The following is a 22,601-nucleotide window of genomic DNA, read 5'->3' on the forward strand; positions in this document are numbered from 1 at the left end:
ACCACCGCCGAGCCCGCCCATTCACCCGTCCGGGCCACCCTCTCCGGGCCCGGCGGAATCACCTGTGATGCACGCCACACGCATTTTCGCGGATCCACCCGATCCGAATGCCACCCCCGAAGCGTTTCCCTCATTGAGGGGAACTCTCGCCCATCGGGAATACTCCGCTGTTCACCCCGGTTGCCGCCCTCTTGGAAACACCCCACAGACTCCGCACAACCGAAGGGCACCCCTTCTCGTGACCAGCACTCCCGCAGTACCTCCGATCCCCTCGATCACGCTGAACAACGGCGTGCGGATCCCGCAGCTCGGTTTCGGCGTCTGGCAGGTGCCGGACGCGGAGGCCGTCCCGGCGGTGCGCACCGCGATCGAATCGGGCTACCGCTCGATCGACACCGCCGCGATCTACGAGAACGAGGCGGGCACCGGCCAGGGGATCGCCGAGTCCGGCGTGGCCCGTGACGAGCTGTTCGTCACCACCAAGCTGTGGAACTCCGGCACCCTCGACTGGTCCGGCGAGCAGGGCCGCGACCGGGTGCTGCGCGCCTTCGACGAGTCGATGGCCAAGCTCGGCCTGGAGCAGCTGGACCTGTACCTGATCCACTGGCCGCGGCCGATGCACGGCACCTCGTTCCTGAACATCTGGCGTGCCTTCGAGCAGCTGCTCGCCGACGGCCGGGTCCGCGCGATCGGCGTCTCCAACTTCCGCATCCCGGACTTGGAGCTGCTGCTCAAGGAGACCTCGGTGGTCCCGGCGCTGAACCAGGTCGAGCTGCACCCGTACTTCCCGCAGGCCGAGCTGCGCGCCTTCCACGCCGAGCACGGCATCGCCACCGAGGCGTGGAGCCCGCTGGGCCAGGGCGGCGACCTGCTGGCCGAGCCCGCGCTGCTGAAGATCGCCGAGAAGCACGGCCGTTCGACGGCCCAGGTGGTGCTGCGCTGGCACCTGCAGAACGGCGTGATCGCCATCCCGAAGTCGGTCACCCCGGCCCGCATCCGGGAGAACCTGGACGTGACGGGCTTCGAGCTGGACGCCGAGGACCTCGCGGCGATCGCCGCCGTCGCCACCGGCAAGCGGATCGGCCCCGACCCGGCCGGCTTCGACTGGAACTGACGCCCCGTCGTTCGCTCGTTGAGCTGACGTCGAATCAGCTTCGGCTGACGCTCCGTCAGCACGGAGAGTGACGACCGGAACAACCCGGAAGGGGCCGACACCTGACGTGGTGTCGGCCCCTTCCGGAGCGTCCCGAGCGGTGCCGCATGCCCGCCGGAGCGCGATCGCCGCCCAAAAATTGGACGACGCTTTGCAGAATCGTTACAGCCGAGCCGCCTTGGCGAGCAGCGCCAGCGCCGACGCGTGCTCGTGCGGCTCCAGCGGAGCGAGCAGCGCCTCCTGGACCTCGCGGACCCCGGCGGTGGAGCGGTGCAGCAGCTCCTGGCCGGTCGGGGAGAGCGAGAGCAGGTTGCGGCGACCGTCCGAGGGGTCGCGGCGGCGCAGCACCAGGCCGCGTCGCACCAGCCGGCTGACCATTTCGGCCATCGTCGCCTTGTCCAGCGAGGCGAGCTCGCCGACCGTGCGCTGGTCGGCGCCCGGTTCGGTCTCCAGGGCGTCCAGCACGGCGTACTGAGGAGCCGTCAGCTCGGTACCGACCTTCTCCGACCAGAGCTTGGTGTGCACCTGCTGGGCGACCCGGATCAGGTAGCCGACGGCCCGCTGGGCGTCCAGCGTGGGCCGGGCGTCGGCCATCACGGCGACGGCGGCCGGCTCCAGCCGGGCGATCCGTGCCATGGTCCGGACGAGTTCCAGCTGCTCGTCCGGGCTGAGCGGCTCGAACAGGGTCCGCTGGACCCTGACCACGCCACCGGTCGCCTCGCGCACGGCCTGAGCGCCGCTCTGCGAGAGGGCCAGCAGCTTGCGACGGCCGTCGGCCGGGTCCCTGCGGCGGAGCACCAGGCCCCGCCGGACCAGCCGGGCGACCATTTCGGCCATCGTCGCCTTGTCGAGCGAGGCCCGTTCGCCGACCGTTCGCTGGTCGGCTCCGGGCTCCAGTGCCAGTACCAGCAGCACCGCGAACTGCGGAGCCGTCAGCTCGGTACCGACGTATTCGGACCACAAGCGGGTGTGCACCTGCTGGGCCACGCGGATGAGGTGACCGGGCGACTGCTGCAGTCGACCGGGCACGCGGGTTGTCGGGATCTCCCCCAGCACCATGAAATCCGTCCCGGTGTCACGCTCGCGGTGTGTGTGGGACACCCGAGCGGGGCAGTAACGGCGAGTGAGCATCCCGCTGTGAGTAAGGACGCGCCGGCCGTGCAGCCGGTGGCTGCTGGCGCACACTATACAAACGGTCGGCCTGGACCGGCAGGTAGGGGCGCAGAGTAGTCGCAGGTTCGGCAAAGTTGGCATATTTCCCCCCTATGTCGGGGTCACGACCAATCCGGTTCACCCACTCGGCCGCCGCGCGCCCTCACCCTCCGTCACCTGCGGCGCTGCCCCTGGCCGGAATTCCTACTCGCCGGTAGGGTTGCCGCGCTGCGCGCTGCGCACCTCATTCAAATCTCATCCGCGGGTCACCGGCCCGGGCCGGTCCCGTCGTCCGACTTCGAGAGAGACGAGTACGAAGATGACCGAGCAGAGCACGTCCGTGACCGCCGAAGCTCCGGTGCGGGTGGCCGTGGTGACGGGCGCGGCCCGTGGGATCGGCGCGGCCACCGCGCTCCGCCTGGCCGCCGACGGTTACGCGGTCGCGGTGGTCGACCTGGAGGAGTCCAACGCGAAGGGCACCGCCGAGGCCATCATCGCCGCGGGCGGCCGGGCGCTGGCCGTCGGCGCCGACGTCTCGAACGCCGAGCAGGTCGAGGCCGCGGTCGACCGGATCGCCACCGAACTGGGCACCCCCGTGGTGCTGGTGAACAACGCGGGCGTGCTGCGCGACAACCTGCTGTTCAAGATGTCCGAGTCCGACTGGGACACCGTGATGAACGTGCACCTCAAGGGCGCCTTCCTGATGACCCGCGCGGTGCAGAAGCACATGGTCGCCGCCGGCTTCGGACGGATCGTCAACCTGTCCTCCTCCTCCGCGCAGGGCAACCGCGGCCAGGCCAACTACTCGGCGGCCAAGGCCGGCCTGCAGGGCTTCACCAAGACCCTGGCGATCGAGCTCGGCAAGTTCGGCATCACCGCCAACGCGGTCGCCCCCGGCTTCATCGCCACCGACATGACGGCGGCCACCGCGGCCCGGGTCGGCATGGAGTTCGAGGCGTTCAAGCAGGCCGCCGCCTCGGCGATCCCGGTGCAGCGGGTCGGCGTGCCGGACGACATCGCGCACACCATCTCCTTCCTCGCCTCCGAGGGCGCCGGCTTCGTCTCCGGCCAGGTCATCTACGTGGCGGGCGGCCCGCTCGACTAGTTCGGGTCTCGTGGTGCGCCGTCCCCGGCGCGGGTCCAGACTCGACGTGCAGACCTCCCGCCGCCCCTCCGCGCGGCGGGCGCACCCACGGAGGATCTTGATGACCGACACCACGGACAGCGACTCCAAGCCGACCCCGGACAATCAGCTGCACACCGGGGCGGAGAAGCCGGTCGACCCCGAGGACCTGGTGATGGCCTCGGGGCGCGACCTCACGGCGAAGCGGATCGCGAAGGCGAAGAAGGACCTGGAGGAACAGGGCGCGGCAGCGGTCGAACGGCTGCTGCCCTGAGTCGCACCGCCGCTCGACGAGGCGGCCGATTTCCCGGAAGTGACCTGCGTCACGGGAAATCGGCCGCTTCTTTCGTTCTCGCACTACCCGCCCGGCAATTGGAGAAACCCGGCGGAAACGGCACTGGGGAGCCGCGGGGAGGGTGATTTCGCACACTCCGCTCCGTTTTACCGCCCCACCCCGCGCGTACTGAACTGCCCGTATGGGGAAAGTGCGGACAACCGATCACCGGCGGGTGACAGATCGGTCGTACAGCCCAAAGCGCCCGGGGCCAGCCGGTAATGTCGAAGGGTGCCAGCCAAGCCCGAATCCCCCGTGCCGCGGATATCGACCGCACCGCGCACGTTTCCGGTCCAGTCCGAGCGCGATTCCGTCACCGAGCCGACCGAATCCGCACCTCCGTCGATCAGCCGGCGGCACCTTCTGCTCTTCGGCATCACCGCCGTGCTCTACCTGGCGGTGGTGCTGGCCATCGTGTGCGACTCGCCGCTGGTCGACCTGGACTGGTCGCTGCAGCAGCTGCGCCCGTACAAGCTGTGGCCGCAAGCACTGCCGTACCTGGACATCTGGGTGATCGCCGGCCAGCGCGGCCCGACCGCGATCGCGGCCTGTCTGTGGCTGGGCTGGCGCTGCTACCGCACACACTCGTCCCGGCCGCTGCTGGTGATGGGCATGGCGCTGCTGCTGCTGAACGCCACGGTGGGCGGGGTGAAGATCCTGACCGGCCGGCTGGGTCCGCACTACGCGCACTACGTGGGCTCGCCCGAGCTGTTCTCCGGCGGCACCATCTTCCCGTCCGGGCACACCGCCAACGCCGTGGTCACCTGGGGCGTGCTGGCCTACCTGGCGGCGCGCTGGCGGCGCACCGGCGCGGTGCTGGCCGCGCTCACCGCGGCCTCGATCGGCCTGACCACCGTCTACCTGGGCACCCACTGGATCTCCGACGTGTTCGCCGGCTGGGCGGCGGGGGCACTGGTGCTGCTGTCGCTGCCGCTGGCCGAGCCGGCCATCGCCGCGCTGGACGAGCGGGTGCTGGCGGTCTGGCACCGGGAGGGCCGGTTCGCCCGGCCGGCCCCGGTGCCCCGCCCGCAGCCGGCCACCGCGCACTGGGCGGGCCGCCCGCTGCCGGTGCGCCCTCAGCCCGCCCAGGCACGCTCCACCACGCCGTCCCGGACGGTCAGGTTGAGCCGCTCCGAGCGGTACTCCATGGTCAGCAGCGCCTCCGGCTCCAGCACTCGCACGGTGCGCCAGCCGCGCTCGGCGGCCAGCGCCCGCGCGGGCTCCACCGGCAGCCCCAGATAGTCGTCCAGCCGGTCGTCCATCGCCCCGCCTCCCCGCACCCGACAGTCCTACGCTGGAAGGGTACGAGGGAGGCGGTTGCGTATGCGGCGGGCGAAGACCCCGAAGGTCTGGCGCAGCGGGACGGAGCCGGCCACCGCACGCACCGATCTGAAGCTGCGCTTCCTGCTGTCGATGCTGTTCCTGCCGTTCTTCGCCCTGTGCACGGCGGGCTTCGCGGTCTGGGCGGCCTTCGCCTCGCCGCACGGCGCGCCCAGCAGCGGGACGCTGACCGTGTTCGCGGTGGGCTGCGGGCTGCTGACGCTGGTGGCGGCGGCGGACCTGTGGGTCGTGGTACGCCGCCGCCGCACCGAGCTCTAACGTGAGCCGACGGCCTGCTTGACCAGGGTGCGGCCGAAGTCCCACATCAGGCCGCTGCCGCGGTGGGCGTCGTCCATCACCTCGGTGAAGGCGTCCAGGAAGCGGTCGACGTCCTGCTCGGTGATGATCAGCGGCGGGATCAGCTTGATCACTTCCAGGTGGTCGCCGGAGACCTGGGTGAGGATCCGGTGCCGTTGCAGCAGCGGGACGACCACCATCTGCGCGAACAGGCCCTTGCGGGCGGCCTGCAGCGCCGTCCAGCCGGTGCGCAGCTTGAGCGACTTGGGCCGGCCGAACTCGATGCCGATCATCAGCCCGCGTCCGCGCACCTCGGCGAGCAGTTCGTAGCGTTCGACCAGCGCGGCCAGCCGGGCCCGCAGCAGCTCGCCGACCCGGGCGGCGTTCTCCACCACCTTCTCCTGCCGCATCACGTGCAGGGTGGCCAGTCCGGCGGCCATCGCCTGGGCGTTGGAGCCGAAGCTGGCGGAGTGCACCAGGACGCGGTCCATCGAGGAGTACACCTTCTCGAAGATCCACGACTTGCCGAGGGTGGCCCCGATCGGCACGTAGCCGCCGGACAGTGCCTTGGCGGCGCACACCAGGTCGGGCCGGACGCCGTCCTCGGCCTGGTGGGCGAAGAAGGTGCCGGTGCGGCCGATGCCGGTCTGCACCTCGTCGCAGATCAGCAGCGCCTTGTGTTCGTGCAGCAGTTGCTGGGCGGCGGCCAGCCAGCCGGGCGGCGGGGCGAGCACGCCCTTGCCCTGGATCGGCTCCACGATCAGCGCGGCGACGTCGCCCTTCTTCAATTCCCGTCGCAGCGCGTCGAGGTCTCCGAGCGGGATCGCGGTGTCCGGCAGCAGCGGGTCGAAGCCCTTGCGGAAGCCGCCCTCGCCGTTGACGGACAGCGCGCCGGCGGTGAGGCCGTGGAAGGCGTGCTCGCAGTACAGGACGCGGCGTCTGCCGGTGGCGTACCGGGCGAACTTGAGCGCCGTCTCGACCGCCTCGGTGCCGCTGTTGCCGAAGAACACCCGGTCCAGGCCGGGTGCCCGGGCGATCAGCTGTTCGGCGAGCAGGCCGGGCAGCGGGGAGCAGTCGAAGCGGGTGAGGTCGGCGCTCTCCAGGTCCATCACCTGCTGGACGGCGGCCCGCACGGCGGGGTGGTGCCGGCCGAGCGCGAAGATGCCGAATCCGGCGAGCATGTCGAGATATTCGTTGCCCTCGGCGTCGTAGAAGTACGGGCCTTTCGCACGCTCGTAGTACCGGTCGAAGCCGATGGTGTGCAGCATCCGCGGCAGTTGCGGGTTGAGGTAGCGGGCGTGCAGCTCGTAGCGTTCGCCGCCGCGGGCGTCGAGCAGGGCGGCGAGGTCGAGCGGTTCGGCCTGGGTCACGCTGGTTCGCTCCAATCGGTCAGCGGCATCCGGGTCCGGTACTCCTGGGCGCCGGTGCGGGTCCCGGGCAGCACCCGGCGGGCGTGGGCGGCGGTCTGGGCGGCGACGCCGGTGCCGGTGAGCCCGATCTCCTCGAGGAGCTCACCGCGCGAGGCGTGCGCCAGGAACTCCTGCGGGACGCCGAGGTCGCGCAGCGGGATGTCGACCTCGGCGTCCCGCATGGCCTGGGCGAGGGCGGCGCCGACGCCGCCGGTGCGGCCGTTGTCCTCGACGGTGACCACCATCCGGTGCGCGGCGGCCATCGTGACCAGCGCGGGATCGACGGGTTTGACCCAGCGCGGGTCGACGACGGTGGCGGTGATGCCGTCGGCGGCGAGCAGGGCGGCGGCGTCCAGGCAGGCGGGGGCCATCGGGCCGACGGCGACCAGCAGCACGTCGGGCGTGGGACCGGTGCGGGCGAGCACGTCGATGCCGCCGGTGCGTTCGATCGCGGGCACCTCGGGGCCGAGTTCGCCCTTGGGGAAGCGCACCACGGTGGGCGCGTCCTCGACGGCGACGGCTTCGCGCAGCTGTTCGCGCAGCCGGGCGGCGTCGCGCGGGGCAGCGATCCGCAGCCCGGGGACCACCTGCAGCACCGACAGGTCCCACACCCCGTTGTGCGAGGCCCCGTCGTTGCCGGTGACCCCGGCCCGGTCGAGCACGAAGGTGACGCCGAGCCGGTGCAGCGCGACGTCCATCAGTACCTGGTCGAAGGCCCGGTTCAGGAAGGTCGCGTACACCGCCACCACGGGGTGCAGCCCGCCGGTGGCCAGCCCGGCGGCGGAGGCGACGGCGTGCTGTTCGGCGATGCCGACGTCGAAGGTGCGCCCGGGGTAGGCCTTGGCGAACGGGCCGAGTCCGACGGGGTGCAGCATGGCGGCGGTGACGGCCACCAGGTCGGGTCGCTCGGCGCCGAGCGCGAGCATCTCCGCCCCGAACACGGAGGTCCAGGAGGTGCCGGCGGTCGGCGAGATCGGCAGGCAGGTGTACGGGTCGATCGGGTTCACGGCGTGGAACCGGTCGGCCTCGTCCTGTTCGGCGGGCCGGTAGCCGCGGCCCTTGACGGTGAGGCAGTGCACGATGACGGGGCCGCCGAAGTTGCGGGCCTGACGCAGCGCCTGTTCGACGGCGGCGATGTCGTGGCCGTCGATCGGGCCGAGGTACTTCAGGCCGAGGTCCTCGAACATGCCCTGCGGGGCGAAGGCGTCCTTGAAGCCTTTCTTGGCGCCGTGCAGGGCGTCGAACAGCGGCGGCCCGACCACGGGGGTGCGCTGCAGGGCGTCCTTGCCCCAGGCGAGGAAGCGCTCGTAGCCCTTGGTGGTGCGCAGCGTGGCGAGGTGGTGGGCGAGGCCGCCGATGGTGGGCGCGTAGGAGCGTTCGTTGTCGTTGACGACGATGATCAGCGGGCGGTCCTCGGCCTCGGCGATGTTGTTGAGGGCTTCCCAGGCCATGCCGCCGGTGAGCGCGCCGTCGCCGATCACGGCGACGGTGCAGCGGTCGACGCCCAGCAGTTGGTTGGCCTTGGCGATGCCGTCGGCGTGGCCGAGTGCGGTGGAGGCGTGCGAGTTCTCGATCAGGTCGTGCGGGGATTCGGCGCGCGAGGGGTAGCCGGACAGTCCGTCCTTGGCGCGCAGCCGGCTGAAGTCCTGCCGGCCGGTGAGCAGTTTGTGCACGTAGGCCTGGTGGCCGGTGTCCCACAGGATGCGGTCGTGCGGGGAGTCGAAGACGCGGTGCAGGGCGATGCTGAGTTCGACCACGCCGAGGTTGGGTCCGAGGTGGCCGCCGGTGCGGGTGACGGCGTCGATCAGGAAGTGGCGGATCTCGGCGGCGAGCGGCGGGAGCTGTTCGGGGTGCAGCCGGCGGAGGTCGGCGGGCCCGGTGATCCGGCTCAGCAGTGGCATGGCGTACCCCTCACGGCTGGTGCGGGTGGGTGGACGGTCGGTGTCCAGCCTGCGGCCCCGCTGTCGCGGTCGCCTGTCGGCGTGGGCCGCCCGCGCCGTCGCGCGGGCGGCCCGTGTGACGGCCGCTCAGCCTGCCTTGGGCGCGGCAAGGGTCTCCCGGGCGGCGCGGATCGACTCCTTGAGCGAGCCCATGGTGGCGAGCACCGCGGTGGGCTCGTACCCGCAGTGGGCCATGCAGTTGTCGCAGCGCGGGTCGCGGCCGCGGCCGTACTTGTCCCAGTCGGTCTTCTCGATGAGTTCCCGGTAGGTGGGGACGTAGCCGTCGGCCATCAGGTAGCAGGGGCGCTGCCAGCCGAACAGCGAGTAGTTGGGGATGCCCCAGGCGGTGCACTCGAAGTCGACCTTGCCTTCGAGGAAGTCCAGGAACAGCGGGCTGTGGTTGAGCCGCCAGCGCCGCCGGTTGCCGTCGGCGAAGGCCCTGCGGAACAGTTCGCGGGTCTGTTCGACGCCGAGGAAGTGCTCCTGGTCGGGGGCCTTCTCGTACGCGTAGGCCGGGGAGATCATCATCTCGTCGACCTTGAGTTCGTCGTTCAGGAAATCCAGCACCTCGACCACGGTCTGCGGGGTGTCGGTGTTGAAGAACGTCGAGTTGGTGGTGACCCGGAAGCCGCGCCGCTTGGCCTCCTTGATCGCCTCGACGGCCTCCGCGAAGGTGCCCTCCTTGGCCACCGAGGCGTCGTGCCGCTCCTGCAGGCCGTCGATGTGCACGGCGAAGGTGAAGTACGGGGACGGGGTGAACAGGTCGAGCTTCTTGCGCATCAGCAGCGCGTTGGTGCACAGGAAGACGTACTTGCGGCGGGCCACCAGCTGCCGGACGATCTCGTCGATCTGTGGGTGCATCAGCGGTTCGCCACCGGCGATGGAGACCATCGGGGCGCCGCACTCCAGGACCGCGCCGACCGCCTGCGCGACCGGCATCCGCTGCTTGAGCACCCCGGCCGGGTGCTGGATCTTGCCGCAGCCCTCGCACTTCAGGTTGCAGGCGAACAGCGGCTCCAGCTCCACGATCAGCGGGAACTTGTCCCGGCGCTTCAGCTTCTGCTGCATGAGGTAGGTGGACACGCGGAGGGTCTGACGCAGCGGCATGGCCATGGCTTAGCTCGCCTCCTGAGGGAGCGTCGAGGGCGGTGTCGAGGGCTCGGTGGTCGTCGGCGGACGGGGCGCGGCGGCCAGCTGCCGGTGCCACGCGGTGAGGGCGGGGACGGCGGCCCGCAGCGCCCGCCAGGCGCGGAAGCCGGCGGGCAGGGTGCCGGGGCGGATGAGTTCCCGCTCGGGGGTGTCGACCACCACCCGCAGCACGGCGGCGGGCAGCTCGGGGGCGTGCTCGGCGCGGGCGGCGAGCACCGCGGCGGCCTCCATGTCGACGGCGAGCGCGCCCTCGGCGTGCAGCCGGGCCCGTTCGGCGCCGCGCACCACGTGGTCGGCGGTGCGGTGGGTGCCCAGGTGGGCGCGGAGCCCGGCTTCCTCCAGGGCGGTGGCCAGCGCGGGCGCGGTGGCCAGCGGATGGACGCGGCCCTCGGCGTCGGTGACCCGGTCGGCGACGATCACCTCGCCGGGGCGCACCCCGGGGCCGACCGCGGCGCCGAACCCGGCGACCAGCAGCGCCCCGTAGCCGCCGACGTCCAGCAGCGCGCCGGCCCGCCGCCCGGCCGTCCGGCGGCCCATGCCGGTGCGGGCCAGCACCGGGGGGCCGCCGACCGCGCCGGACCAGTCGCCGCCGCGCAGCGCCCAGGCCTCGGGGCGCAGCGCGCAGAGCACCAGCAGGGGGGCGCTCATGCCCCCACCTCGCCGGCGCTCGGCAGGCGCTTCGCGCACGCGCACCTCTTGATGACGGCCTCACTTCGTTCGCTCATCGTCGGCCGCCCCGGCCGAGCGAGGCGTCGTGCACGTACCGGCCGAGGGCGGTGACCGGGAAGACCAGGCGGTACAGGTGGTAGTTGATGGAGAAGTCCCAGGGGAACCCGGTGCCGGTGAACTGCGGTTCGTCCCAGCTGCCGTCGGGGCGCTGGGTGCGGGTCAGCCAGGCGATGCCGCGTTCGACCGTCTCCGAGTCGCGTTCGCCGGCGGCGAGCAGCGCCATCAGGGCCCAGGCGGTCTGCGAGGCGGTGGAGTCGCCGCGTCCGGCCCAGGTGGCCGGGTCCTCGTAGGAGCGCATGTCCTCGCCCCAGCCGCCGTCGGTGTTCTGCCGGCCGGTCAGCCAGCCGACGGCGCGGCGGACGGAGGGGTGGCCGGGGGTGAGTCCGGCGGCGATCAGGGCGGGCACCACGGAGCCGGTGCCGTAGATGTAGTTGGTGCCCCAGCGGCCGAACCAGGAGCCGTCGGCCTCCTGGTGGCTCAGCAGCCAGGCGACGCCGCGCCGGGTGCGAGGGTCCCGGGTGCGGCCGGTCTCGGCGAGCATCTCCACCACGTGCGCGGTGACGTCGGCGGAGGGCGGGTCGATGACTTCACCGAAGTCGCAGAACGGCAGTTTGTTGGGGAGTTTGCTGGTGTTGTCGGCGTCGAAGGCGCCCCAGGCGCCGTCCTTGGACTGCATGCCGAGGTTCCAGCCGACGGCGCGTTCGACGGCGCCGTCCAGCCGGGCCCGGTCGGGGTGGTCGATCCGGCGCAGCGCCAGCACCACTTCGGCGGTGTCGTCGACGTCGGGGTAGGTGTCGTTCTGAAATTCGAACGCCCAGCCGCCGGGGGCGAGCCGGGGGCGTTTGACGGCCCAGTCGCCGCGGGTGGTGACTTCCTCGCCGAGCATCCAGTCACCGGCCCGCACCAGGGCGGGGTGGTCGCCGGGCAGTCCGGCGTCGCGCAGCGCGATGGCGGCCAGGCAGGTGTCCCAGACCGGGGACTGGCAGGCCTCCAGCCAGCGCTTGCCGTCCGCGGTGTGCACGGTGAAGCTGTCGAAGGCGGCCAGGCCGGCCTTCATCACGGGGTGGTCGAGGCGGTAGCCGAGCAGCCGCAGGGCGATCAGCGAGTACACGGCGGGCGGCTGGATGCCGCCCCAGCAGCCGTCGGCCTCCTGCCGCTCGACGATCCAGGCGGCGGCCTGTCGCAGCGCCAGGCGGCGCACCGGTTTGATGGCGTGCCGGTGGTAGCGGTGCATCAGCTGGTCGAGGCGCTGGAAGAGGCCGTCCCAGGTGTGCGCGGGGGCCAGCGGCCGCTTCGGGTACGGGTTCGCCGGGTCGGTGTGCAGTTCGGTGAGGTCGAACGGGGCCGGGCGGACCGGGCGGTGGGCGGAGACCACGGTCAGCGGGACGATGGTCTGCCGGGCCCACTGGCCGAAGGAGTAGATGTTCAGCGGCGCCCAGCTGGGCAGGAACAGCACTTCGGGGGGCAGTTCGGGGAGCTTCGCCCAGGGCCACCAGCCGAACAGGGCGAGCCAGATCCGGGTGAACACCCGGGTGGCGGCGATGCCGCCGTTCTCCCGGACGAAGGCGGCGGCGGCCCGCAGGTGCGGGGCGTCCGGGGGGTCCCCGGCGAGTCGGAGGGCGACGTACGCCTCGACGGTGGTGGACAGTTCGGGCGGGCCGCCGTGGAAGGTGGCCCAGGTGCCGTCCTCCCGCTGCCTGGAACGGATCCAGGCCGCGGTGGCCCGGGTCTGCTCCTCGGTGCGGATGCCGAGGAACTGGCGGAGCAGCAGGTCTTCGGCGTCCATGGTGACGTTGGTCTCCAGGTCGCCCTTCCACCAGCCGTCGGCGTGCTGGAGTGACAGCAGGTGTGCGGTGGCTCGGCTGAGCGCCGCCGCGGGTGAGGAATCGTCAGATCGTGTTACTGCAACTGAGGTTTGGGGTCCGAGCCTTCCACCCGCGGTTGCTGTCACTCTTACGTCACCTCTCTCTGACCACCACGAATTCGGCGAGTGCGACGAAGTGCTCGCGCACCTCGTCGGCCATGGGCACCTCGCCGAGCGCGGCGAGGGCGGTGTCGTACTGGCGGCGGGCCTCTTCCTGCGTCCAGGCCCGGCCGCCGGCCTTCTCGATCAGCGCGGCGCGGGCGGCGAGCTGCTGCTCGCTCTCCTCGCCGCGGCCGGTCGGGTCGGCCAGCTGTGCGGCCAGCTCGCGGGAGGCGACGCCCCCCTCGGCCAGCGCGGCGCACACCGGCAGCGACTTCTTGCGCGACTGGAGGTCGCTCCAGTGCGGCTTGCCCGTCACTTCGGTGGCACCCCAGATGCCCAGCAGGTCGTCCACCGCCTGGAACGCCAGGCCCAGGTGGTAGCCGTACCGCTGGAGCGCGTCGGAGATCCGGTCGTCGGCGCCGGCCAGTACCGCGCCGATCGCCGCGGAGGCCGCCAGCAGGGCGCCGGTCTTGCCGCCCTCCATGGTCAGGCACTCCTCGACCGTCACCACGTCCCGCTGTTCGAACGAGACGTCCAGCGCCTGACCGTCGATCAGCCGCCGGGTCGCGGTGGTGATCAGACGGACGGCGCGGGCGGCGTCGGTCGGGGTGGCCCCGCCGGTCACCGCGGCGTCCAGCAGGACCTCGGTGCCGAGGGTGGACAGCGCGTCGCCGACCAGCACGGCCTGCGCCGGGCCGAACACCGTCCAGGCGGTGGCCCGGTGCCGACGTGTCTCGTCACCGTCCATCAGATCATCATGAAGAAGGGAGAAATTGTGCACCAGCTCGACCGACACGCCGCCCGGTACGCCCACCTGCGCGTCCGCGCCGACCGCCTCGGCCGACAGCAACGCCAGCGCCGGACGCACCGCCTTGCCGCCGTCGCCCGCGGCGGGCTTGCCCTCGCGGTCGATCCAGCCGAAGTGGTACGCCGCGACGGTGTCCATCGGCGCGGCCAGACGGGCGACGGCCTCGCGCATCGGCGGCGTGCAGAGCGTGCGCCCGCGCGCCAGCAGGTCCAGGACCGTCAGGGTGTCCCCGACCGTCGAGCCGGTGCGTGCCTCCACGTGCGTTCCCTCTCGGTACGTCTGGTCGGCCGCGAACGGCGGCCGGCCGGGTGCGATGTCAGTGGTCGCGGACTGCCGGGTCGGCGTCATCGGGGCCACCGCCCGTCCGCGCGATCGACCGGGATCCGGCCGGAGCCGGCCAGCGCGGCATCGGCCGCGGCGTGCCCGCTGCGCACCGCGCCCTCCATGGTCGCGGGCCAGCCGGTGGCCGTCCAGGCGCCGGCCAGCAGGATGCCCGGCAGTTCGGTGCGCGCGCCGGGGCGCAGCCGGGCGGTGCCGGGCGCCGGGTCGAAGGTGGCGGTGCGCTCCCGGGTGACGAAGAAGTCCAGCACCCGGGCGTCGCGGGCGGCGGGCAGCAGGCGGGCCAGCTCGGGCAGGTAGCGCTCGCGCAGCTCGGCGACCGGCAGGTCGATCTCGTCCTCGGCGGCGGACTGCGACACCGCCAGGTACTGGGCGCCGGGTACGGCCAGGCCGGAGTGCGGGGTGCGGTCGAAGACGAACTGCACCGGGGAGCCGATCGCGGCGAAGAACGGACGGCGGATCAGCGGCCGGTCGTAGATCACGTGCACGTTGAGGATCGGCGCGGTGCCGAACCCGGCCAGCCGCTCCTGCCCGGGGATCGCGCCCGGCGGCAGCAGCGCGGCCGCGGCGTCCTGGGCGCCGGCCAGCACCACGGTGTCGGCGGTGAGCAGTTCGCCGCTCTCCAGCCGGACGGCGTTCGGCTCGGCGGCCTTGACCTCGGCGGCCTTGCTGCGCAGCAGCACCCGGACGCCCGCGCGTTCGAGTTCGGCGCGGGCCCGGTCGTGGTGGATCTCGCCGAGCGGGACGCGGGCGATGCCGATGTCGGCGGCGCCCGGGTCGGACAGCAGGCCGGTCTGGAACACCTTGGCGGCCAGCGCCAGCGAGGTGCGGTCGGCGGTGGCGTTCAGGGTGGCGACGCCCACCAAGTCCCACACCGCCTCGACGGTGGCCGGGGTCTGGCCGTGGCGGCGCAGCCACTCGCCGAAGGAGATCTCGTCGAGCGCCGGGTCGTCCAGGCGCAGCCCCTTGAGGGCGAGGGCGCCGCGCACCACCCGCAGCCGGTCGGCCGGGCCGAGGTGGCGGTAGGTGGCGAGACTGCCGGCCAGGTGCAGCGGGACGGGCAGGGCGGCGCGGCGCAGCCGGCCGAGGCTGCGGGTGCCGTCGGCGGCCAGGCCGAGCACCGGGACGTCCAGCCGGTCCTGGAGGTCGACCAGGGCGTCTGCGCCGAGGCGGTCGATCAGGCCGCGGTAGGCGGTGCAGCAGCGCAGGTAGACATGCTGGCCGTTGTCGACCGTCAGGTCTCCGCGTTTGAAGGAGAAGGCCAGGCCGCCGAGCCGGGGGCGGGCCTCGACCAGGGTGGTGCGCACGCCTGCGTCCGCCAGTCGGAGCGCGGCGGTGATGCCGGCCAGGCCGCCGCCGATCACCACGGCGGTGCGCTGCCGCTGCGGCGTCGGCGTGCTCATCGGTCCTCCCTGGCAGCAGTGGACTGAGGACACAACAACGTGCGCATGCGTCGTGATTCCCTGTTGACACAGCGTGACAGAACTGGCGTGAGAATCAAGAACGCCCTCCGGCGAGCCCGGACAGTGCCACGTACGCCTTCTCCCAGCCGGGCAGCGAGACGCGGCCGCGGAGCACCGAGTGCGGGTCGGCGGCGATCCGGCCGAGCAGGCGGTGGTAGATGCCGGCCATCGCGGCGGTGGCGGCGCGGCTGCGGCGGTCGAGCATCGGCAGCAGTTGCAGGCCCTCGGTGAAGGCCTGCTGGGCGCGGGCGGCCTCGAAGGCGACCAGGCCGGTGAAGTCGGCGCCGACCGGGAGCTTCGGCAGGGCGAAGCCCTGCTGGCAGCCGAACCTGGCGAGGTCCTCGGCGGGCAGGTAGGTGCGGCCGTTCAGGGCGTCCTCGCGCAGGTCGCGCAGGATGTTGGTGAGCTGCAGGGCCAGCCCCAGGGTGTCGGCGTAGGCGGCGCCGCGCTCCCAGTCCTCGCAGCCGTACACGCCGAGCGAGAGCCGGCCGATCGAGCCGGCCACGCAACGGCAGTACACCTTGAGCTCGTCGAAGGTCTGGTACTCGACGCCCTTGAGGTCCATCTCGACGCCGTCGATCAGCTCGTCGAAGCCGCCGAGCGGGATCGGGAAGCGGCGGGCGGCGTCGGCCAGCGCGACCTTGATCGGGTCGGTGTCGTCCTCGCCGACCGCGCCCGCCCGGATCTCGTCCAGCAGGACGCGGGTGCGGGCCAGCGCCTCGGTCTTCTGCTCGACCGGCAGTTCGCCGTCGCCGATGTCGTCGACCCGGCGGGCCAGCGCGTACAGCGCGGACATCGCCAGCCGCTTGGCCTCGGGCAGCAGCCGGATGCCGTAGCTGAAGTTGCGGGCCTGCAGGGCGGTGACCGCCTCGCAGTACCGGTAGGCCGCCATGACCGGCGCGGACGCCAGTGGTGATGCCCCCACGCGGGCGCTCACCTTCCCTTCGCGAAAAGTGCCGCCGCCCGGCCGGCCAGGCGGCGCTTGTCCGGCTTCGCCCGGTGCGCGAGCACGTCGTACCCGGCCGCCGCGATGGCGTCCAGGGCCGCGTACCCGCCGGCGGTGAATCCCGCCAGCAGCAGTCGAAGCCTCCCGTGAACCGTACCTACCAGCGGCGCGCCGTGATCGAGCAGGGTCCGGGCCCGGCTCGCCTCCCAGGCGATCAGCTGCCGCACCTCGCGCGAGGCGGCGGGGGCGGCGAGGTCCTGTTCGGTGACGCCGAAGGTGGCGAGGTCCTCCTGCGGGAGGTAGATCCGGCCGCGGTCGAGGTCCTCGGCGACGTCCTGCAGGTGTTCGACGATCTGCAGCGCGGTGCAGATCGCGTCGGAGAGTTCGATCCGCTCGGGGGTGGCGCGGCCGGCCAGGGCGAGCACCAGGCGGCCGACCGGGTCGGCGGAGAGCGTGCAGTAGTGCCGCAGGTCGTCCCAGGTCGGGTAGCGGGTGACGGTCTGGTCGGCCCGGTTGGCCTCGATCAGCCGGCGGAAGGGCTCCGGGGTGACGGCGTGCTGTTCGATCAGCGGGACCAGGCGGCGGACCAGCGGGTGCCGGGGCTCGTCGGCGGCGGTGCCGAGCACGGTGCCACCCTGCGCCCGGTCGTCGCCGAGGGCGGTGGCGAAGGCCCGGTCGAGGTCGCGCTCCAGGCCGTCCAGCAGGGCGAGCCGGAAGCCTTCGTCCCCGGGTGCGCCGGGGACGTCCAGCAGGTGGGCGACGGAGGCCGGGTCGGCGAGGTCGCCGTCGCCGGCGTCGTCGATCAGCCGGGCGAAGCCGTAGACCGCCATCAGGTCGTCGCGCCAGGCGGCGGGCAGGAAGGCGGGGGCGACCGGGAAGTTCTCCAGGTCCGCCTTGTCCAGCGTCACCGCCGCTGTCTGGTTATCAGATTTGATTGAAGCCGACACTGCCGTCACTCCCCCGTTCTACACCGGGCCCGGCCGCCATCGCGCCTCGGACACGCTTCCGTCGTCACGCCTTCACCCGCCGCACGGCACAGGGCCGGTGCCGGGGAATGCTCCCCGCGCACCGGCCCTGCGACCGACGGCCGCGCCCCGGTCAGGGGCGCTCGCCCTTCTCGTACCGCCGGACCACCTCGTCGGTGTGCCCGTCCATGATCAGCTCGCCGTGCTCGATCCAGATGGTGCGCTCACAGGTCTCGCGGATCGCGTTGTTGTCGTGGCTGACCAGGAAGACCGTGCCGGCCTCCTTGCGCAGCTCGTTGATCCGGGCCTTGGAGCGCTGCTGGAAGCCCTGGTCGCCGGTGGCGAGGGCCTCGTCGATCAGCAGCACGTCGTGGGTCTTCGCCGCGGCGATGGAGAACCGCAGGCGGGCACCCATGCCGGAGGAGTAGGTGCGCATCGGCAGCGAGATGAAGTCGCCCTTCTCGTTGATGCCCGAGAAGTCGACGATGCTCTGGTAGCGCTCGCGCACCTGGGCCGGGGACATGCCCATCGCCAGGCAGCCCAGCACCACGTTGCGCTCGCCGGTCAGGTCGTTCATCAGCGCCGCGTTCACGCCCAGCAGCGAGGGCTGGCCGTTGGTGTAGATGGCGCCCTTGGCGGTCGGCAGCAGGCCGGCGATGGCCGCCAGCATGGTCGACTTGCCGGAGCCGTTGGAGCCGATCAGGCCGACGGCCTCGCCCTTGTACGCGGTGAAGCTGATGCCGCGCACCGCGTGCACCTCGCGGATCGCGGGCGACTTCTTGCGGGTGATCATCCGGCTCAGCGCCGAGGTGGCGCTGCCCTTGCCGGCACCCGCGCCGTGCACCTTGTAGATGATGTGCACGTCGTCCACCACCACGGTGGGGACCCGGGCCTGGTTGTCCACCGCGGTGGTCTCCTTCATGGTGTCGATCGCTGCGTCAGCCACGGCCGTACTCCTCCTCGGACTTCCAGAAGAACACGAAGCCGATGACGAAGGCGACGACCGCCCAGCTGCCGGCCATGATCCAGATGTGGTGGGGAAGGACCAATGCCTTGCTCCCGTAAACGGCCTTGTCGAAGCTGTCCGGCATGAACGCGTAGCGCATCAGGTCCATGTAGACCGTCGCCGGGTTCCAGGAGTAGACCGTCTGCCAGATCGTCGGCCAGCTCTGGATGTAGCCCGAGACGCTGTACATGACGCCGGAGACGTACATCCAGGTGCGCAGCAGGAACGGCATCAGCTGCGAGATGTCCGAGGTCTTGGCACCGATCCGGGCCATCACCATGGCGAGGCCGGTGTTGAACAGCGACTGCAGCAGCAGCGCCGGGATGATCAGCAGCCAGGTCATGCCCGGCTTGACGTGGTTGGCCAGCACGATGGCGACCAGCACCACCATCGAGATCAGCAGCTGCTGGAGCTGGATCACGGTGAAGGCGATCGGCAGCGAGGCGCGCGGGAAGTGCAGCGCCCGGATCAGGCCGAGGTTGTCCGAGATGGACCGGGTGCCGGCCTGGATCGCGCTCTGCGAGAACTGGAAGACGAAGACGCCGACGCACAGCCAGGCGACGTAGACCGGGACGCCGTCCCGGCTCTTCATGATCACACCGAAGACCAGGTAGAACACCGCGCAGTTGAGCAGCGGGGTGAGTACCTGCCAGAGCTGGCCGAGCTTCGCGGTGGTGTACTGCGCGACCAGGCGGGCGGTCGCGAACGCGCTGATGAAAGCGCGACGGGCCCACAGCTGGCGGATGTACTTCGGCAGACTCGGCCGCTTGCCGCTGACGGACAGCCCGTACTTGTCCGCCAGTTGCTTCGGGGTCAGACCCGCGTCGGTGCCCCTCGGTGCGGAGAGGTTGACCGGGTCACTCAGTGTCGACACATTCGTCCTTCAGGGGGTCGAAATTCCGCGGCCCCGGGGGGACGGGGCGCGGAACCGGGGCGTACCACGAGGAGCTCAGGTTTGCGTGCGGGCGGCCAGGGTATTGCCGACCGGTTGCGATCAGATGATTGGCGGTCTGCCGAGCCTGGTCAAGCGCCAGACGGTGGACCACTTCATCGGCCGACGCGGGCCGCAGGGCTCGCTCCAGCCGGCCCGGAACCCGCCGAGCCACGCCTTGAGCGCCGAGCCGGAGGGCCGCCGGGCGACCGTCAGCAGGAACCAGGTCCCCAGGTAGAGAGGCACCAGAAGGGCCGGGAGGTTCCGTCGGGCCAGCCACACCCGGTTGCGGGCCACGTTGTGGAAGTAGGCCGCGTGCCGGGCCGGGGAGGTCGCCGGGTGGTGGAGCACCACGTCCGGGAGGTAGTCGATCGACCAGCCGGCGTCCAGCGCCCGCCAGGCCAGGTCGGTCTCCTCGTGGGCGTAGAAGAACTCCGCGGGCAGCTGCCCGGCCTGCGGGAAGACGGCGCTGCGCACGGCGCTGGCGCCGCCCAGGAAGGTGGTGACCCGGGAGCCGCGCATCGGGTCGCTGGCGCGCAGCCGGGGCACGTGCCGGCGCTGGGTGGTGCCGGTCTCCGGGTCGGCGATCCGGAACGAGACGATGCCCAGCGAGGGGTCGGCGGTGAACGCCTTCCGGAGCAGTTCGGCGGAGTCGGTCCTCGGCAGCGAGCCGTCGTCGTCCAGGAACAGCACCGCGTCGACGTCCCGGCCGTCCGGGCCGAACAGTTCGATGCCGACGTTGCGGCCGCCGGGGATGCCCAGGTTCTCGGGCAGTTCGACGGTGCGCACGCCCGCCGGGAGCGGGGGCAGCGGGGCGCCGTTGCCGACCACGGCGAGTTCGACCGGCGGGCCCTGCTGGGCGCGCACCGACTCGATCAGCGCGTTCAGTTCGGCGGGCCGGTTGCCCATGGTGATGATGACCGCGCCGAGGCGGAAGTCGTCGCTCATCGCAGCCTGCTGGAGAGCACGATGGACAGCAGGTGCAGGACGGTCTGGAGCATCGCGATGGCGGCGAGCACCACCACGGCGAGGCGGGTGAAGTACAGGCCGCCGTGGACCTGGTCGGCGATGCCGGCGGCCAGGATGAACAGCGAGGCCTCGACGGCGCCGACCAGGCGGTGGAACTTCAGCAGCGCGGCGGCCCGGCGGGCCTTGGCGACGGCGCTGGAACGCGGCACCGAGGCCTCGTCCTCGACGGCGGTCATCCCGGAGCGGGCCCGGGCGACGTCGACCAGGTCGGTCTCGGACTTGATCAGGATCGCGCCGAGCGCGGCCAGCGTGCCGAGGAAGGCCCACTGCCAGGCGGCGTGCGAGCCCTCGCGGTGCAGCAGGTCGGTGGCCCGCAGGCCGAGGCCGGTGAGCAGCGCGGCCTCGGACATGTAGTGGCCCACCCGGTCCAGGTAGACACCGGTGAGCGAGGTTTGCCGGCGCCAGCGGGCGACCTCGCCGTCCACGCAGTCCAGCAGCAGGTAGATCTGGATCAGCAGGGCGCCGAGGATCGCGCCGCCCAGGCCGGGGACCACCAGGGCGATGCCCGCCAGGATGCCGGTGAGCATCATCAGGTAGGTCAGGCCGTTGGGCGTGATCACGGTGGCGGTCGACAGGATGCGGGTGATCCGCAGCGAGATCTTCCGCATGTAGAGGCGGCCGGCCCAGTGCTCGGCGCTGCGTCGCTGGAGCATGCCCTCCGGGTGGATGACCGCCCGGAGCTCCTCGATCGACGGGCGGCGGGTGAGGTCAACCGGCGGGCGTTCAGCTGTTGACGGCTTGGACATAGTCGGCGTACGCGTCCCTGATGTCTGTGGCGGAGAGGTCGAGGTGTTCGAGGATGGTGAAGCGCCCCGGTCTGGTGTTCGGAGCGTAGTGCACCGCTTCGGTGAACTCCGCCTCGGTGAAGCCGAGCTGATCGGCCGTCACCGGCAGGCCGTGGAAACGCAGGCGCTCCACGATCAGTCCGGACAGGTCCCGCTCGCCCCGCAGGAAGCAGGCGAAGGCCGCGCCGAGGCCGACCTGCTCGCCATGCTGGGCGGACCGCTTGGGGTACAGCACGTCCAGGGCGTGCGAGATCTCGTGGCAGGCGCCCGAGCTGGGTCGGGTGCTGCCGGCGATGTTCATCGCGATGCCGGACAGTACCAGGGCTTCCGCGAGCGTGGTCAGCAGGTCCGGGTCCTCCAGGGTGCCCGGGTGCCGCAGCAGGTTCTCACCGGCCGCCCGGGCCATCGCCACGGCGAGGCCGTCGACCGGCTCTCCGGTGACGGTGTGCGAGAGCTCCCAGTCCGCGCAGGCCGAGATGTTGGAGACCGCGTCGCCGATCCCGGCCGCCACGAAGCGTTTCGGTGCCTTGGTGATGACGTCCAGGTCGACCACGATGCCGATCGGGCTGGGCACCCCGTAGGAGCCGCGGCCGGCGTCGTTGTCGAGGGTGGAGACCGGGGAGCAGATGCCGTCGTGGGCGAGGTTGGTGGCGACCGCGACCACCGGCAGGCCGACCCGGGCCGCGGCGTACTTGGCCACGTCGATGATCTTGCCGCCGCCGAGGCCCACCAGGGCGTCGTAGTGGCCGCGGCGGATCTCGTCGGTCAGCCGGACCGCGCTGTCCAGGGTGCCGTCGTCGACCTGGTACCAGTCGGCGCCGGGCAGCGCCGGCTCCAGGCGCTCGCGCAGCAGGATGCCCGAGCCGCCGCTGATCGCCACCGCGATCCGGCCGGACGCGGACAGCCGCTGGTCGGCGAGGATGCCGCCGAGCGAATCCAGTGCGCCGGCCCGCACCTCGACGAAGACCGGCGACGGCACCAGTCGGGTCAGTACCGGCACGCGATCTCCCGAGCCTTGGCCAGGTCGTCGTGGTTGTCGACCTCGACCCAGGAGACCTCGCCGATCGGCTGGACGTCGACGATCAGGCCGCGGTCGACCATCTCCTGGTAGCCGTCCTCGTAGTACAGCTGCGGGTCGCGCTCGAAGACCGCCTTGAGGGCGTCGGCCAGGGCCGGGCCGGCCGACGGGTTGATCACCGTGACGCCGATGTACTCGCCGGTGGCGTCCAGCGGGTCCATCAGCTTGGTGATCCGGCGCATCCCGAGCTCCGGGTCGACGACGACCTTCATCTCCTCGTCGGCGAGCTTCTTCACGGTGTCCAGCGCCAGCAGGATCCCGGGGGCCTTGCCCTCCTTGATCCGCCGGTCGTTGCCGTCCAGCATGGTCCGCTGCACCGACGCCGGGTGGACGGTGTCGCCGTTGGCGAGCAGCAGGCCCTCGCCGAACAGGTCGCGGGCGCACCACAGCGAGTAGGCGTTGTTCCACTCCTCGGCCTTGTCGTTCTCGACCAGGGTGAGCTTCACGCCGTACTTCTGCTCCAGCGCCTGCTTGCGGTCGTAGACCGCCTCCTTGCGGTAGCCCACGACGATCGCGGCCTCCCGCAGGCCGACCTCGGCGAAGTTCCCCAGGGTCAGGTCGAGCACCGTCCGCTCCCCGTCGACCGGCACCAGCGCCTTGGGCAGGGTGTCGGTGTACGGACGAAGCCGGCGGCCTGCGCCGGCGGCCAGGACGAGGCCGATCATGCGGGACTCCAGGG

The 22,601-nt window shown here is 72.0% G+C and carries 21 protein-coding genes and 1 pseudogene; 5 read left to right on the top strand and 17 right to left on the bottom strand.

Translation table 11 applies throughout. The features are described from left to right. The first annotated feature begins 238 nt into the window (after positions 1-238). Positions 239-1,114 carry an aldo/keto reductase gene (locus tag ACFV18_RS10860; RefSeq protein WP_380481621.1) on the top strand — a complete coding sequence of 292 codons (876 nt, stop codon included), beginning with the start codon at positions 239-241 and terminating at the stop codon, positions 1,112-1,114. Positions 1,115-1,315: 201 nt separating this feature from the next. Here the strand turns inward: ACFV18_RS10860 and ACFV18_RS10865 are convergent, their stop codons facing one another. Beyond that, positions 1,316-2,140 (bottom strand): MarR family winged helix-turn-helix transcriptional regulator, encoded by an 825-nt coding sequence (locus ACFV18_RS10865; protein ID WP_380481623.1) that lies wholly within the window; start codon positions 2,138-2,140, stop codon positions 1,316-1,318. Between the two features lie 484 nt (positions 2,141-2,624). Between ACFV18_RS10865 and fabG the strand changes: the two genes are divergently transcribed. The 3 genes and pseudogenes from fabG to ACFV18_RS10880 all read left to right on the top strand — a co-directional run. Then, positions 2,625-3,410 (top strand): 3-oxoacyl-ACP reductase FabG, encoded by a 786-nt coding sequence (fabG, locus tag ACFV18_RS10870; RefSeq protein WP_380481625.1) that lies wholly within the window; start codon positions 2,625-2,627, stop codon positions 3,408-3,410. 100 nt (positions 3,411-3,510) lie between these two features. Continuing rightward, positions 3,511-3,702, top strand: a complete 192-nt coding sequence (locus ACFV18_RS10875) for a hypothetical protein (RefSeq protein WP_380481626.1) — start codon at positions 3,511-3,513, stop codon at positions 3,700-3,702. A gap of 672 nt (positions 3,703-4,374) precedes the next feature. Next, positions 4,375-4,629: pseudogene (locus ACFV18_RS10880) on the top strand (phosphatase PAP2 family protein); the annotation flags it as partial. A gap of 209 nt (positions 4,630-4,838) precedes the next feature. Here the strand turns inward: ACFV18_RS10880 and ACFV18_RS10885 are convergent. After that, positions 4,839-5,024 (bottom strand): I78 family peptidase inhibitor, encoded by a 186-nt coding sequence (locus ACFV18_RS10885; RefSeq protein WP_380481980.1) that lies wholly within the window; start codon positions 5,022-5,024, stop codon positions 4,839-4,841. A 61-nt stretch (positions 5,025-5,085) separates the two neighbouring features. Between ACFV18_RS10885 and ACFV18_RS10890 the strand changes: the two genes are divergently transcribed. Beyond that, complete coding sequence (locus tag ACFV18_RS10890) at positions 5,086-5,361, top strand: DUF6343 family protein (protein ID WP_380481627.1); 276 nt, start codon at positions 5,086-5,088, stop codon at positions 5,359-5,361. Here the strand turns inward: ACFV18_RS10890 and ACFV18_RS10895 are convergent. From ACFV18_RS10895 to ACFV18_RS10965, 15 genes are all read right to left on the bottom strand, one after another. Continuing rightward, positions 5,358-6,749 (bottom strand): aspartate aminotransferase family protein, encoded by a 1,392-nt coding sequence (locus ACFV18_RS10895; RefSeq protein ID WP_380481629.1) that lies wholly within the window; start codon positions 6,747-6,749, stop codon positions 5,358-5,360. The genes ACFV18_RS10890 and ACFV18_RS10895 overlap by 4 nt on opposite strands. Further along, on the bottom strand, positions 6,746-8,689 hold the full coding sequence (dxs, locus tag ACFV18_RS10900) for a 1-deoxy-D-xylulose-5-phosphate synthase (protein WP_380481631.1): 1,944 nt from the start codon (positions 8,687-8,689) through the stop codon (positions 6,746-6,748). The genes ACFV18_RS10895 and dxs overlap by 4 nt, the downstream gene beginning before the upstream one ends. A gap of 126 nt (positions 8,690-8,815) precedes the next feature. Continuing rightward, complete coding sequence (gene hpnH / locus ACFV18_RS10905) at positions 8,816-9,841, bottom strand: adenosyl-hopene transferase HpnH (protein WP_380481633.1); 1,026 nt, start codon at positions 9,839-9,841, stop codon at positions 8,816-8,818. 3 nt (positions 9,842-9,844) lie between these two features. Further along, entirely contained in the window at positions 9,845-10,525 is a 681-nt protein-coding gene (locus ACFV18_RS10910; RefSeq protein WP_380481635.1) for a 1-hydroxy-2-methyl-2-butenyl 4-diphosphate reductase, read from the bottom strand. A 73-nt stretch (positions 10,526-10,598) separates the two neighbouring features. Then, positions 10,599-12,557, bottom strand: a complete 1,959-nt coding sequence (shc, locus tag ACFV18_RS10915; protein ID WP_380481636.1) for a squalene--hopene cyclase — start codon at positions 12,555-12,557, stop codon at positions 10,599-10,601. Between the two features lie 7 nt (positions 12,558-12,564). Beyond that, positions 12,565-13,638, bottom strand: coding sequence for a polyprenyl synthetase family protein (locus ACFV18_RS10920; RefSeq protein WP_380481638.1), 1,074 nt, complete (start codon positions 13,636-13,638; stop codon positions 12,565-12,567). Positions 13,639-13,724: 86 nt separating this feature from the next. Further along, on the bottom strand, positions 13,725-15,122 hold the full coding sequence (hpnE, locus tag ACFV18_RS10925) for a hydroxysqualene dehydroxylase HpnE (RefSeq protein WP_380481640.1): 1,398 nt from the start codon (positions 15,120-15,122) through the stop codon (positions 13,725-13,727). A 94-nt stretch (positions 15,123-15,216) separates the two neighbouring features. Beyond that, on the bottom strand, positions 15,217-16,074 hold the full coding sequence (hpnD, locus tag ACFV18_RS10930) for a presqualene diphosphate synthase HpnD (RefSeq protein ID WP_380481982.1): 858 nt from the start codon (positions 16,072-16,074) through the stop codon (positions 15,217-15,219). Positions 16,075-16,115: 41 nt separating this feature from the next. After that, entirely contained in the window at positions 16,116-17,036 is a 921-nt protein-coding gene (gene hpnC, locus ACFV18_RS10935; RefSeq protein ID WP_380481642.1) for a squalene synthase HpnC, read from the bottom strand. 190 nt (positions 17,037-17,226) lie between these two features. Further along, positions 17,227-18,015, bottom strand: coding sequence for an ABC transporter ATP-binding protein (locus tag ACFV18_RS10940; protein ID WP_380481984.1), 789 nt, complete (start codon positions 18,013-18,015; stop codon positions 17,227-17,229). A 16-nt stretch (positions 18,016-18,031) separates the two neighbouring features. Next, a complete protein-coding gene (locus ACFV18_RS10945; RefSeq protein ID WP_380481644.1) occupies positions 18,032-18,973 on the bottom strand; it encodes an ABC transporter permease in 942 nt (313 codons plus the stop codon). 120 nt (positions 18,974-19,093) lie between these two features. After that, on the bottom strand, positions 19,094-19,978 hold the full coding sequence (locus ACFV18_RS10950; RefSeq protein WP_380481646.1) for a glycosyltransferase family 2 protein: 885 nt from the start codon (positions 19,976-19,978) through the stop codon (positions 19,094-19,096). Further along, positions 19,975-20,805, bottom strand: coding sequence for a CDP-alcohol phosphatidyltransferase family protein (locus ACFV18_RS10955; RefSeq protein WP_380481648.1), 831 nt, complete (start codon positions 20,803-20,805; stop codon positions 19,975-19,977). The genes ACFV18_RS10950 and ACFV18_RS10955 overlap by 4 nt, the downstream gene beginning before the upstream one ends. Beyond that, positions 20,783-21,844, bottom strand: a complete 1,062-nt coding sequence (locus ACFV18_RS10960; protein WP_380481650.1) for an iron-containing alcohol dehydrogenase family protein — start codon at positions 21,842-21,844, stop codon at positions 20,783-20,785. The genes ACFV18_RS10955 and ACFV18_RS10960 overlap by 23 nt, the downstream gene beginning before the upstream one ends. Then, entirely contained in the window at positions 21,832-22,587 is a 756-nt protein-coding gene (locus ACFV18_RS10965) for a sugar phosphate nucleotidyltransferase (protein ID WP_380481652.1), read from the bottom strand. The genes ACFV18_RS10960 and ACFV18_RS10965 overlap by 13 nt, the downstream gene beginning before the upstream one ends. Positions 22,588-22,601 lie beyond the last annotated feature (14 nt).

Origin of the sequence: Kitasatospora sp. NPDC059673, assembly GCF_042734215.1 — a bacterium.
Classification (GTDB): Bacteria; Actinomycetota; Actinomycetes; order Streptomycetales; family Streptomycetaceae; genus Kitasatospora.